The sequence below is a fragment of the Pelistega indica genome (assembly GCF_000506865.1).
GTDB lineage: Bacteria > Pseudomonadota > Gammaproteobacteria > Burkholderiales > Burkholderiaceae_B > Taylorella > Taylorella indica.
The window spans coordinates 35,584-48,217 of sequence record NZ_AYSV01000008.1 but is presented as its reverse complement, the minus strand read 5'-3'; the positions used below and the strand labels follow the sequence as shown (position 1 = coordinate 48,217).

At 38.4% G+C, this 12,634-nt stretch carries 10 protein-coding genes, 1 rRNA gene and 1 pseudogene; 8 read left to right on the top strand and 4 right to left on the bottom strand.

The window, feature by feature from the left end:
• Nucleotides 1-481: ribosomal RNA gene (locus tag V757_RS16645) — 16S ribosomal RNA — on the bottom strand; the annotation flags it as partial.
• Between the two features lie 986 nt (nt 482-1,467).
• Between V757_RS16645 and bioA the strand changes: the two genes are divergently transcribed.
• Genes bioA through bioC form a run of 5 tightly spaced genes read left to right on the top strand, consistent with a single transcriptional unit; the run spans nt 1,468 to nt 6,018 of the window.
• The gene (bioA, locus tag V757_RS16640; protein ID WP_023949106.1) at nt 1,468-2,763 is read left to right on the top strand and encodes an adenosylmethionine--8-amino-7-oxononanoate transaminase; all 1,296 of its coding nucleotides are present in this window, start codon (nt 1,468-1,470) and stop codon (nt 2,761-2,763) included.
• A complete protein-coding gene (locus tag V757_RS16635; protein ID WP_218184464.1) occupies nt 2,760-3,683 on the top strand; it encodes an aminotransferase class I/II-fold pyridoxal phosphate-dependent enzyme in 924 nt (307 codons plus the stop codon). Before bioA ends, V757_RS16635 begins: the two co-directional genes overlap by 4 nt.
• Nucleotides 3,652-3,915 (top strand): aminotransferase class I/II-fold pyridoxal phosphate-dependent enzyme, encoded by a 264-nt coding sequence (locus tag V757_RS29520; RefSeq protein WP_218184463.1) that lies wholly within the window; start codon nt 3,652-3,654, stop codon nt 3,913-3,915. The genes V757_RS16635 and V757_RS29520 overlap by 32 nt, the downstream gene beginning before the upstream one ends.
• On the top strand, nt 3,912-4,571 hold the full coding sequence (locus V757_RS16630; RefSeq protein WP_023949104.1) for a pimeloyl-ACP methyl esterase BioG family protein: 660 nt from the start codon (nt 3,912-3,914) through the stop codon (nt 4,569-4,571). The genes V757_RS29520 and V757_RS16630 overlap by 4 nt, the downstream gene beginning before the upstream one ends.
• Nucleotides 4,564-6,018 carry a malonyl-ACP O-methyltransferase BioC gene (bioC, locus tag V757_RS29730; protein WP_023949102.1) on the top strand — a complete coding sequence of 485 codons (1,455 nt, stop codon included), beginning with the start codon at nt 4,564-4,566 and terminating at the stop codon, nt 6,016-6,018. The genes V757_RS16630 and bioC overlap by 8 nt, the downstream gene beginning before the upstream one ends.
• On the opposite strand, the gene folE is transcribed toward bioC, so the two are convergent.
• The gene (gene folE, locus V757_RS16625) at nt 5,948-6,640 is read right to left on the bottom strand and encodes a GTP cyclohydrolase I (protein WP_023949100.1); all 693 of its coding nucleotides are present in this window, start codon (nt 6,638-6,640) and stop codon (nt 5,948-5,950) included. The genes bioC and folE overlap by 71 nt on opposite strands.
• Before the next feature lie 148 nt (nt 6,641-6,788).
• On the opposite strand from folE, the pseudogene rng reads away from it, so the two are divergent.
• A pseudogene (gene rng / locus V757_RS16620) lies at nt 6,789-8,253 on the top strand (ribonuclease G).
• Nucleotides 8,254-8,556: 303 nt separating this feature from the next.
• Here the strand turns inward: rng and V757_RS16615 are convergent.
• Together V757_RS16615 and msbA are read right to left on the bottom strand one after the other, a co-directional pair.
• Complete coding sequence (locus tag V757_RS16615; RefSeq protein WP_023949098.1) at nt 8,557-8,904, bottom strand: hypothetical protein; 348 nt, start codon at nt 8,902-8,904, stop codon at nt 8,557-8,559.
• A gap of 88 nt (nt 8,905-8,992) precedes the next feature.
• Entirely contained in the window at nt 8,993-10,774 is a 1,782-nt protein-coding gene (gene msbA / locus V757_RS16610; protein ID WP_023949096.1) for a lipid A export permease/ATP-binding protein MsbA, read from the bottom strand.
• A 144-nt stretch (nt 10,775-10,918) separates the two neighbouring features.
• On the opposite strand from msbA, the gene V757_RS16605 reads away from it, so the two are divergent.
• Nucleotides 10,919-11,875, top strand: a complete 957-nt coding sequence (locus V757_RS16605; protein ID WP_023949094.1) for a glycosyltransferase family 9 protein — start codon at nt 10,919-10,921, stop codon at nt 11,873-11,875.
• A gap of 238 nt (nt 11,876-12,113) precedes the next feature.
• On the top strand, nt 12,114-12,629 hold the full coding sequence (locus tag V757_RS16600) for a YdcF family protein (RefSeq protein ID WP_245586939.1): 516 nt from the start codon (nt 12,114-12,116) through the stop codon (nt 12,627-12,629).
• The last annotated feature ends 5 nt before the right edge of the window (nt 12,630-12,634 follow it).

Below are 12,634 nucleotides of genomic sequence, written 5' to 3'. Positions count from 1 at the left end.
TCAGCGTCCGAAGGTATTAACCTCGAACTTTTCTTCCCTGACAAAAGTGCTTTACAACCCGAAGGCCTTCATCGCACACGCGGGATGGCTGGATCAGGGTTGCCCCCATTGTCCAAAATTCCCCACTGCTGCCTCCCGTAGGAGTCTGGGCCGTGTCTCAGTCCCAGTGTGGCTGGTCGTCCTCTCAAACCAGCTACGGATCGTCGCCTTGGTGAGCCGTTACCTCACCAACTAGCTAATCCGATATCGGCCGCTCCAATAGTGAGAGGTCTTGCGATCCCCCCCTTTCCCCCGTAGCCGTATGCGGTATTAGCTACGCTTTCGCGTAGTTATCCCCCGCTACTGGGCACGTTCCGATACATTACTCACCCGTTCGCCACTCGCCATCCAGAGAGCAAGCTCTCTGATGCTGCCGTTCGACTTGCATGTGTAAGGCATCCCGCTAGCGTTCAATCTGAGCCAGGATCAAACTCTTCAGTTCAATTCCTGTTTAATTGTAGTATCCGTAGATACTATCGCTGCTTATACTCAAAGAAATAACGTTTGTAAAAAAACCTTATTTCTGTATGTAGTGTAAGCACTTAAAATAATGTATTAGCTCATCCCGTGATAGGATGGCTCTCTCATTCCAAGCGCCCACACTTATCGGCTGTTAGTTGTTAAAGAACATCGCAAACTTACCACTGTAAATTCGTCTGACTGTCTCGGCGACTTCGTGTTACCTCATCGTCGTTGCCGTCAGCAGCAAAGAATGTAATTATGAACTACTTCACTACATCCTGTCAAGCACTTTTTAAAAATAATTTTTAATTTATTTTTAAACCGTTGTTAAATCCACTCACTATCGTCAACTTAACTCGCTTAACCTCCCCCGCCTCTTCAGCCAACCTTCAAGCAACTTATCGACTTGATTAATCGCTGCCTCAGCAGGAAAGAATGTAATTATGAAGAACTTCTAACTATCTGTCAAGCCTTTTAAAAACTTTTTATCTTAATAAAGCTAAAATTACTTCTCTTTAACATGCTTTACACCGCAATGAGTACATTAATGCTACCACCAAAACTCAACTCTTATTTATAGAAGCACATTATAAAAAATATAAAAACTTAACTTACAAATAAATCTTTAAGATGTTTGTTTATTTTGATATTTAATTTTTCCCAAAAAAACAACACTTACAAATTATGATAAGAACTGCTGTACAAAAACTACTTCGTTAAGGGACTTATAAAAATAGTTTGTATTATTTTAGCGTCTATAAGCTATTTATGTATGATTTAAACAACAATCCGCTCGTAACAAAACACCGATTTTTTTTAAAGTTTATGTCGCAAACACAAACTTTTTCCTTTATTTTCCTCTAACTTCGTTTATTTTCACTATAAATCCCTATTATCCTATCTTCTTATTTAAATACTCATCTCATTTTCTTTTTCCTAGAATTCATTTATGCATTAGGAGGAAAAATGACAGAGCAAGAAATTCTCTCTATTGATAGAAATCATATTTGGCACCCATATGCCAGCATTGATAACGATATGCCGATATTCACTGTAGATCATGCGCACCAAGCCACAATTACATTAAAAAATGGGCATACACTAATAGATGGCATGTCTTCATGGTGGTCAGCTATTCATGGTTATAATCACCCCCGCTTAAATCAAGCTGCACATCAACAATTATCAAAAATGAGTCATGTGATGTTTGGTGGTCTCACTCATGAACCAGCAGCTCGCCTAGCAAAGCAGCTATTAACTTTACTCCATCCTGATCTAAATAAAATATTTTTTGCGGATAGCGGTTCAGTTGCAGTAGAAGTTGCCATGAAAATGGCAATGCAATATCAGCATGCGAAAGGTCTAACCAAAAAACAGAAGTTTGCCACTATTCGTTCTGGTTATCATGGAGACACGTGGCATGCAATGTCTGTCTGTGATCCAGATACGGGTATGCACAACCTTTTTACAAGGAACCTTCCACTACAATATTTCCTTCCTCAACCATCAACAGTTTTTGGAGCGTCATGGAAAGTAGAGGATATTCAGCCCTTAAAAAATCTTCTCGAACTGCATCACCAAGATATTGCTGCTTTAATTCTTGAACCTATTGTGCAAGGAGCGGGGGGTATGTACTTTTACTCTCCGGAATACTTACATCAGGCAAAAGCACTTTGCGACCAGTATCAAGTGTTAATTATTTTTGATGAGATTGCAACAGGTTTTGGGAGAACGGGTAAGCTTTTTGCCTATCAGCATGCAGCAGTCATTCCAGATATTATCTGCCTAGGTAAAGCATTAACAGGAGGCTATTTAACCCTATCAGCCACCATTACACAATCTCATATTGCTGAGACAATTTGTGCTGGTGATGCAAAGTGTTTTATGCATGGTCCAACCTTTATGGGGAATCCACTTGCATGTAGCATTGCCTACGAAAGCTTACAATTACTTATCGAAAATGACTGGCAGAAGCAAGTCAATCATATTAATGAGCTTTTTCAAAAACTACTCTTACCTATATCATCTCGTCCCTATATCAAAGAGCTACGCATCCTCGGTGCAATTGCCGTTCTAGAGTTGCATACTCCTGTCAATATGAAAACCTTAACGCCACGCTTTGTAGAGCAAGGTGTCTGGATTCGGCCATTTGGAAAACTAGTTTATCTCATGCCTCCTTATATTATCAGTCCACAGGAGCTGACTCAACTCATTACCGGCATGATTAATGCACTAGACGATGAATATGGAGTAACTCCATGAATTTTCATCAACAAATCAAAAATTTGAAGAATCATCACCAGTTCCGTCAAATTCCTAATCTACTCCACCAAGGACGCTTCGTAGAAATTAATGGTCAATATTGTCTCAACCTATCTGGCAATGATTATTTAGGACTCAGCTATAAAAAAGAACTTCAGCAAGAGTTTCTAGAACAATACAGAGGTGATATACCCTTATTCTCTAGTACCTCTTCACGCTTACTGACTGGAAACTTTGTTCAGTATCAGCAATTAGAGATGTTAATGGCTGATCTATTTCAACAAGAAAGTTGTTTATTATTTAACAGTGGTTACCATGCCAATATTGGCATTCTACCTGCCATTACGGATAAAAATAGTCTAATCATTGCAGATAAACTTGTTCATGCTAGTCTCATTGATGGAATTCGTTTGGCAGGATGTGATTTTCTACGTTATCGGCATAATGATTACCAGCATTTAGCTACTCTTCTTACTGACAATGCCTCTCTTTATCAGCGTATCATTATCGTGACAGAAAGTATTTTCAGTATGGATGGTGATTTTACAGATCTCACAGCCCTCATTCAATTAAAAAAACAATATAACAATATTCTTCTGTATGTAGATGAAGCACATGCGTTTGGACTCTATGGAAAGAAAGGACTAGGTCTAGCGGAAGAGCTAAATTGTATTTCAGATATTGATTTTCTCGTCGGTACGTTTGGAAAAGCGGCAGCCTCAATAGGTGCCTATCTTATTTCATCACGCCTTATTCGTGATCTGCTCATTAATAAAATGCGTCCTCTTATTTTTTCTACTACTATCCCTCCCTTTAATATTGCAGTGGACGCACTTTATTATCCAGAAATTACCTCTTCTCTCCCAACAGCGCCAACATTTACAAACTATGAGCCATTTTTTACGGCAATCCCTCATTAAACGATTTAACGTCAACATGCCTAGTCAAAGCTGTATTGTTCCTTACATCACTCATGACAATCATATAGCACTTGAATTAGCTAAAAAACTACAGCAACATGGCTATTATTGCTTACCTATTCGTCCGCCTACAGTCCCTATAAATACAGCTCGCCTACGTTTTTCTTTGAATGCTGATATACAACAACATGAATTAGAGCAATTTTTAGATTGCTTACAGGAGCTCGTATGAAAACAGAATTTGTAAATCATCAAGGAGAACATCTTCTTGTTTATTTTGCAGGTTGGGGAACACCTCCTAGTATAGTCAAGCATTTAAAATTGCCTGATCATACAGATTTACTAATTTGTTACCAATACCATGATTTAATATGCAATTTTAATTTCACCGTCTATCAATCTATTCGCGTAGTAGCATGGTCAATGGGAGTCTGGGTCGCAGAAAGAGTGATGCATAACTACAAACTACTTTCTGCGACTGCTATCAATGGAACAGGAACACCCTGCCATGCTCAAACTGGCATTCCTCCTCATATTTTCCAACGCACATTAAATAAGCTATCTCCTCAAACACGTCATTATTTTGAACATCGTATGTGCTTGGACAAAACAACACTTTCAGATTATATCCAACGCCAAGACTATAGAGAATTTGAAGACATTCGCACAGAATTACATTTTCTCTCCAGCGCCATTACAAATGATACTCAAAAAGATTTGATTACTTGGCAAAACGCCATTATCAGTCGTAACGATAGCATTTTCCCCCCTGTAAATTTATATCGTTATTGGGAAAACCGCTGTAAAGTCATTGAATATCCCTATGCACATCTACTTTTCCACCATTTTACAGAATGGAAAAACTTTTGGGAGATGATGTATGATTGATAAAAATCTTGTTCGACTACGTTTTAGTCAAGCATGCTCTAGCTATGATCATAATGCATTCGCACAACAACGCATTAATCATACTCTTATAACACTACTCAAACAGTATGCTGGTGATCAATTTAATCAGGTCTTTGAAATTGGTTGTGGTACTGGACTTTTGACCCAGATGATGTACAAAAACCTCACAATCAATCATTGGATACTCAACGATCTATGTTCAATGCAAGCATATATCAAAACAAAGCTACCCTCTATAGATTTTACATTTATAGAGGGAGATATTGAGCATATTCCCTTTCCACCACACAATCAATTAATTGCTAGTGCCTCTACAGTACAGTGGTTAAACCAACCACAACATTTCCTAAAAAAATGTGCTCAACATTTACAAACCAATGGTTATCTACTCATAGGAACTTTTACACAAAATAATCTAAAAGAAATTAAAACACTCACCCATATTGGTCTAAACTATCCCGATATCAGCGATTGGCGTACTTGGTTAGAGGAAGATTTTCAGCTACTTCTCTGCCAGCATGAAGATTGGATATTACCCTTTGAATCTCCTCTACATATTTTGCAACACCTCAAATTTACTGGTGTCAGTGGTATACAAAAGAACCTATGGACTGGAACCAAACTCCGTCAATTTATAGCTGATTACCAATACCACTTCAGACTCAGTTCTGGTGAAGTCTCTCTAAGCTATAGCCCCCTCTTCTTACTCGCGAGAAAAAAAATGAAACAAGTAATCTTTATATCTGGAATTGATACAGATGTTGGTAAAACCATTGCTACTGCTTGGTATGCAAAAAAATTAATGCTCCAAGGAAAAAAAGTCATCACACAGAAATTTGTACAAACAGGTTGTAAAACCTATTCTGATGACATTATGAAACATCGTCAACTCCAAGGTATCACCGTAACTGAGGAAGATTTGGCAGGGATTACCTGTCCTTATGTTTTTGAGTTTCCCTGTTCCCCTCATCTAGCAGCCAAACTCGAAAATAAAAAAATCAATGAAAATCTTATCACTCAAAGCACCCAGAGATTACTAGAGACCTATGATATCGTCCTATTAGAAGGAGCAGGAGGTCTTTATGTACCTTATAATGACCAAGATACCATTATTGACTATATACAAAAACAACAATATCCTCTAATTTTAGTCACCTCGGGTAAATTAGGGAGCATTAATCATACGCTATTAAGCTTACAAGCATGTGCCCAAAGGCAAATTCCCTTGCATAGTGTTATTTACAATCGTTTTCCCGAAGGTGACTCGATCATCAGCCAAGATACACTATCCTTTTTAAGAAATTATCTACAGACTTATTTTCCAGAGACACAATTTACTACCATGGAGAAAATGACTATTTCTGATCAATCAATGCCAAAAATTCTTTTCTCAAATCAGAATTACGTAAAAAAGAACCTCGCATAACACTATTAATCATTTTAGAATCTATATCTTTAACGCCACGCCATTGCATACAAAAGTGATCTGCTTTCATCACTACTGCCAATCCGTCAGGATTCATTTTCTCAATAAGTAGATCAGATAATTGAACAACCGCCTCTTCCTGAATTTGTGGGCGTTGCATAACCCAGTGCGCCAATCGTGCATATTTAGATAAACCTATCAGATTAGACTGTTCATTTGGCATAATGCCAATCCAACATTTCCCCATGATAGGGCAAAGATGATGTGAACACGCACTTCTCACTGTAATTGGCCCAACAATGATTAGCTCATTAAGTTTTTCGATATTAGGAAACTCTGTTAGTTCTGGCATTGGGACATAACGACCAGCAAATACCTCTTGAATATACATTTTGGCAACACGCTTAGCTGTTTCCTGAGTATTGTGATCATTTTCGGTATCAATAACTAAACTATTCAATACATCAACAAGCTTGGATTGCACTTCTGCCTGAAGCTGTTCAAGCTCACCCGGTTTAATAAATTCAGCAATATTATCATTAGCAAAAAAACGCTTGCCTGATTGTTGAACACGCTGACGAATGACGGTTGAAATATAGTTATTTTCGTTATTTTGTTCCACGTAACTATCCCTTTTATATCTCTTTATCTCAACGCTAACAAAAAGAAAGCCGTTGAATTAACTAAGTAATCGCCTATTTTACCCCAAACCCTTTTATAATAAACAATCTATTAAGTGAATTTACCGAATCTCTCGCCAACGATTAAAAATGAATGAACAAATACTCGTCAATATTACCCCCTTTGAAACACGTGTTGCACTAATGGAGCAAGGTACGCTACAAGAGCTGCACATCGAAAGGTCTAGCCAACGTGGCAAAGTGGGTAATGTCTATTTAGGTAAAGTTCTTCGTGTATTGCCTGGTATGCAGAGTGCTTTTATTGATATTGGTTTAGAAAAAGCGGCTTTTATCCATATTGCTGATTTACGTGAGAATCGCATTGCTCGAAACAATGGCTTGCCTCAGATGCAAATTGAAAAGATTTTGTTTGAGGGGCAAACCATTATGGTACAAGTGATTAAAGATGCTATTAATACTAAAGGGGCTCGTTTATCCAATCAAATTAGTATTGCTGGGCGTATTTTGGTCTATATGCCTTTTGATAATCATATTGGTGTTTCTCAAAAAATTGAATCGGAGATAGAAAGAGAACGGCTAAAAAATCAAGTATCAAACCTCATGTCACCTCATGAAAAAGGTGGCTATATTATTCGTACTCAAGCAGAATTAGCCAGTGAAGAAGAGATTAAACGTGATATGGAGTATTTAAATCTAACGCTGGAAAAAACTACAGGAGTCCATTCAAAAACAAGCGGCGCCATCGTTGATTTATCAAGATTTAGATTTACTCGAACGTGTCATGCGTGATTTAGTCGTGCCTGATACGGTCTCAGTAGAAATTGATTCGCGTCATTCTTGCCAATATCTACGAGAGTGGGCAAGCATTTATACGCCAGAAATTACAGATAAGATTAAACACCATAGTGGCAGTAAACCACTTTTTGATACGGCAAATATCGAAGAAGAAATTAATATCGCCTTATCACGACGTGTTAATTTAAAGTCTGGTGGCTATTTGATGATAGACCAAACAGAGGCATTAACCAGTATTGATGTCAATACTGGTGCATTTGTCGGTTACCGAAATTTTAACGATACTATTTTTAAAACTAATTTAGAAGCATCGGTTGAGATTGCTAGACAGCTACGTCTACGTAATATTGGTGGGATTATTATCATTGACTTCATTGATATGGATAATCTTGCTCATCAGAAGGCTGTATTAGTTGAGCTACAAAAAGCACTCAACAAAGATCGTACACGAACCTCTGTCAGTGGCTTTTCTTCATTAGGTTTAGTGGAAATGACGCGTAAAAGAACTCGTGACTCTTTAACCGCCTTACTCACTGAACCATGCCATACTTGCGAGGGTAAGGGCTATATCCGTACCGCAAAAACAATAGCCTACACTATTATGCGTGAGATATTACGTGAGGCAAAACAGTTTAATCCTAAAGAGTTTAGATTAATTGTTTCACCAGAAGTGATAGATCTTTTTCTAGATGAAGAAAGTAATTACTTAGCCATGTTAGATGACTTCATTGGTAAGCCGATTAGCCTAGAAGTCGATAATTCGTTTACCCAAGAAATGTATGATATTGTGTTGCTGTAAGCTAGACTGTAAGAGACAATGGCTGAGTGGGCAAAATAGGAAAAAAGCCTTTACTCTATAAACCCATCTCTACAAATTAACTAGCGTTCTTTATTTAATAATTGATGAGAGCAGTACCTTTTTGCAGAAATAGCCGTTTATCAGATTCTTACCATAAAACACCACTCTTTAGGACTGGGATAACGTCAACAAATTGACAAGCAACTATTCCTGACTGATGTTTTGCGTAAAGAGGCTTAAAGGAATCGCCTCTAAAACAAAACACTAAATGAGATCACCAGAGCCAAAAACCAGCGATAATAACTAACTATGCCCTGCTTGCGTACGATTTTGCATAGCAATAATTTTTTCTTCTAATGCTTCTGATGTTTGTAAAGCAATCAACAAGCCTTCTCCACTATCCGTGCGATCCACTCTAAGCTTGATGCTTTGCCCTTCAAAAATATCAGGTGCGGCTTTTAACTCAACATATTTTTGCAATAACGCATCAATAGAAGATTGAGCCACATTTAAGTATTGCTCAATATTTTCAGGATCAGCCTCTTTAAAAGCGATTTCAATTGTTTTAGATAAATCCCATGTAAAAAACATTAAGGCATTTGGTCCAACAACTTCGGGATGTTCATAACCCCAATTTTCTGGTTTATTCATTCGTTATCCTTTTAAATCACAGATATACTATTACCTAATTGTTTAATAAAGTTAATAAGATATCCGTCTCTATCAGCGACAGTAACTATTATTCTGTTTTTTGTGCAATCGCATTAAGTGAGGCATATAGCCCCCCTGATTTCAGTAAAGACTCATGTGTCCCTTCTTCAATAATTTTACCGTCATCTAAGACTAAAATGCGATCAGCATTTTGAATAGTCGATAATCGGTGGGCAATCATAAAAGTCGTTCTGCCTTCCATCAATTGATTTAACGCCTCTTGCACTAACTTTTCAGATTCATTATCTAAAGCTGAGGTCGCTTCGTCTAAAATCAAGATAGGTGCATTTTTTAATAAGGCTCTGGCGATAGCGATACGTTGTCTTTGACCACCTGATAACCAAGCGCCATTCTCTCCAATCGGAGTTGCCAAGCCTTGAGGTAGTGATTCAACAAAAGACTTTAGGTTAGCCGCTTCAAGCACTTGCATAATTTGCTCATTAGTAACATTTTTATTGACACCATAAGCAATATTATCCGCTAAGCTTCCATCAAATAAGAATACATGCTGTCCTACTAAGGCAATATGCTGACGCAAGCTCCCTATGTCAAATTCATCTAATGGTGTCCCATCTAATAAAATCTGTCCGCCTGTTGGATCCACAAAGCGAGGCAACATATTCACTAACGTTGTTTTACCACTACCTGAACGCCCCACAAAAGCAACTGCCTGTCCTGCTTTTACAGTGAAATTTAAGCCTTTAATCGTATCATTCTCAACACCAGGAAATCTAAAGCTCACATGATCAAATACAATTTCACTATCAGGTGTCACGATAGCAGTCTTATTATCTTTTGAGGTTTCCTTGGGCGTATCAATGAGTTTAAATACACTTTCTGTCGCCATCATCATACGTTGAGCTTTAGCAGCAATATTTGTTAAGCGTTTAACTGGATCAAAAATCTGCCCTAATGCTGTAATAAAGGCAATAAATCCGCCAACAGTCAATACACCCTTACTGCCTTGATAGAGTGCCATTGCAATCACAGCCGCTAGAGAAAACGAAATAATCCATTGTGTTAATGGCGACATTGCTGCCTCAGCTGTCGCAATCTTCATCGCATGCTGACGCAAAGAAGCATTGACATTATCAAACCGCACTTGCTCTGTTGCCATACCGTCATGCATTTTAATAACACGTTGCCCTTCAATGCCTTCTTTAATGATTTTAGTTAAGTCTGCATTAACATCAATATTCTGGCGATTGATTTTACGCAAGCGTTTTGCAAAAAAACGTCCTACAAATACGGCTGGGGGGAATACGATTAAAATAATCAAGGTCAGTTGCCAAGACAAAAACAGCAACATCCCAAATATACCGACAATAATCGTTACTTCTTTCGCAATAGTCGTTACTACCTCTGTCGCATTGGCGGTAACTTGGTTAGCATCTACGGTAAAACGGTTTAATAAGCGACCCGTATCTCCTTTTTGAAACTCCTGATCAGGCAAACCCATTAGACTATGGAACATATCCTTGCGCAAAGAATACAAGACTTTATTGGCTACCCATGCCATCAAGTAAGCACCACTAAAATTGGCTGCCCCTCTCACCATCATCAATAAAATTAAGGTAATAGGAATCATCCAAATAAAGCTTTTTTGTGCACCTAAAAATCCTTCGTCCAATAAAGGCTTCATCAGATAAGCCATCAATGGTTGTGTGCTTGATCCCAATAAGATACACAGAAAACCACCCAACCAATACACCCAGTATTGACCTACTCGTTGATATAACCGAATCCATAGGGTTCTATCTACTGACTGTGTACCGTCTTGTACTTCTTTTTTTCTGCTGAATAAATTCAAAACCTTTCTCTATCAATAAAATTTAAGATTTTTTTGTTATTTTAAAGAGTATATATAAATTTTCATGTAAAGTTGATGCAATTACGCTATATTCAATATCTTTCTTAGTATTTTTTTATCATTATTCATTAGTAGTTTTACATTATGGCTGTATCACCTATTGGTCGTATTTATATTCGTTTACCTAACTGGATAGGTGATGTCTGCATGAGCCTCCCTTCATTACATGCTGTCATTGCAACTGGATGTGAAGTCATTGTATGTGCAAAACCATGGGCGCAAGACTTATTAAAAGGCTTTACTAATATAGGCTTTATTCCTCTGACAGGCAAATGGTCCGAAGATAGAAAACGCATCAAGCAACATAGACAACAATACAACACTGACAAACAAAGTGTTGGGCTACTCTTACCCGACTCCTTAACAAGTGCACTGACCTTTAGGTTAGCTGGTTTAGCGTGTGCGGGTTACAAAGATGATGGCAGGCAACTCCTTCTCAAGTGGGCATTTGATAAGCCTAAAGAATCCTTACATGCTGTCGAGTCTTGGTATCGATTAACTTACTTAGCCTTGAGCGCTTGGGGGTTTTCACCAGAAAAACAGCCTAATCAAGCACTTAGTCTCCCTCTCACCATAGACCATTATCAGCAAGCACACGCGGTGGTAACAGAGGCGTTAGCTAATAAACCTTTTATTCTCATCGCCCCAACAGCAACGGGAAAACACCATGGACGAGAAAAAGTATGGCCGTTTTTTGATACACTAACAAAAAAACTTCAGTCTGAAGGCTTTACTGTTGCTATGTGCCCTCCTCCTAATGAAAAAGAGATGGCATTACAAAATGCACCTACCGCACAGCTATTACCACCGGTGAGCTTAGGGGCTTTTGTGGCATTACTTGAAAAAGCATCTGTTGTGATTTGCAATGACTCTGGCGTTTCTCATTTAGCCAGCATCAGCGCCAAACATCAAATTACCTTAATCGGTGTGACTGAAGCAGAAAGAACGGGCCCATGGTCGTCAAAAGCCATTATTTTGGGTAAAATGAACCACTGGCCTTCTGTTGAAGACGTTAATGAGTCTATTAAGAAAGTAGTATGAAAAGTTATATTATCTCTCTGATAATTCCGCTTAATCTATGTATTTTCCTCGTTGTTGTTGGTTTATTATTTGCCATACATGCAACGTAAAAAGCTTGCCTTTTTCATCACCATGAGTGCAGGGGTGATTTGGGTGCTTATCTGGTTCTCTTCCTATTACGTCTTACAAAACAGGGGGCTATTTAGAAAGCTTATATCCCTATACCCCTCCCGTCTCATTACCCACGGCACAAGCTATTGTGGTATTTGGTGGAAACACAGCTAATAACCGCTCTAATTGGTTTGCCCCTTATTCCAAAGAATCTAGACACGCTCGTATTGATACCGCCGATGATTTATATTTTATGAATAAAGCACCTATTATCATTGTGTCTGGTGCTGCGTTAGACGGTTCAGTGAGCGAGGCAAAAGGCATGGCAATACAGCTCCAAAATAGAGGCATCCCTAAAACCGCGATTACCCTTGAAAATCAAAGTACGACAACGCGTGAGAATGGTTTTTATGTGGATAAACTCCTGAAAGAAAAAGGGCTAGAGAAAATCTTATTAGTCACCTCTGCCCTGCATATGCCTCGCTCTATGGCAGTAATGAAAAAATTAGGATATGACCCTATTGCTGCTGCCAATCCCCCACAAATTACACTGACTGATGCTATTAATCCTTATATTCCTAATGCACGCGCCCTTGAAGCTAGTCGCTCTATTATCAAGGAATATATTGGTATCGTGACCTATTGGGTTCGAGGTTGGATATAAGTTTG

Coding starts and splice junctions, on each gene's coding strand:
- bioA (WP_023949106.1), top strand. CDS start 1,468: ATGACAGAGCAAGAAATTCTCTCTATTGATAGAAATCATATTTGGCAC.
- V757_RS16635 (WP_218184464.1), top strand. CDS start 2,760: ATGAATTTTCATCAACAAATCAAAAATTTGAAGAATCATCACCAGTTC.
- V757_RS29520 (WP_218184463.1), top strand. CDS start 3,652: ATGAGCCATTTTTTACGGCAATCCCTCATTAAACGATTTAACGTCAAC.
- V757_RS16630 (WP_023949104.1), top strand. CDS start 3,912: ATGAAAACAGAATTTGTAAATCATCAAGGAGAACATCTTCTTGTTTAT.
- bioC (WP_023949102.1), top strand. CDS start 4,564: ATGATTGATAAAAATCTTGTTCGACTACGTTTTAGTCAAGCATGCTCT.
- V757_RS16615 (WP_023949098.1), bottom strand. CDS start 8,904: ATGAATAAACCAGAAAATTGGGGTTATGAACATCCCGAAGTTGTTGGA.
- V757_RS16605 (WP_023949094.1), top strand. CDS start 10,919: ATGGCTGTATCACCTATTGGTCGTATTTATATTCGTTTACCTAACTGG.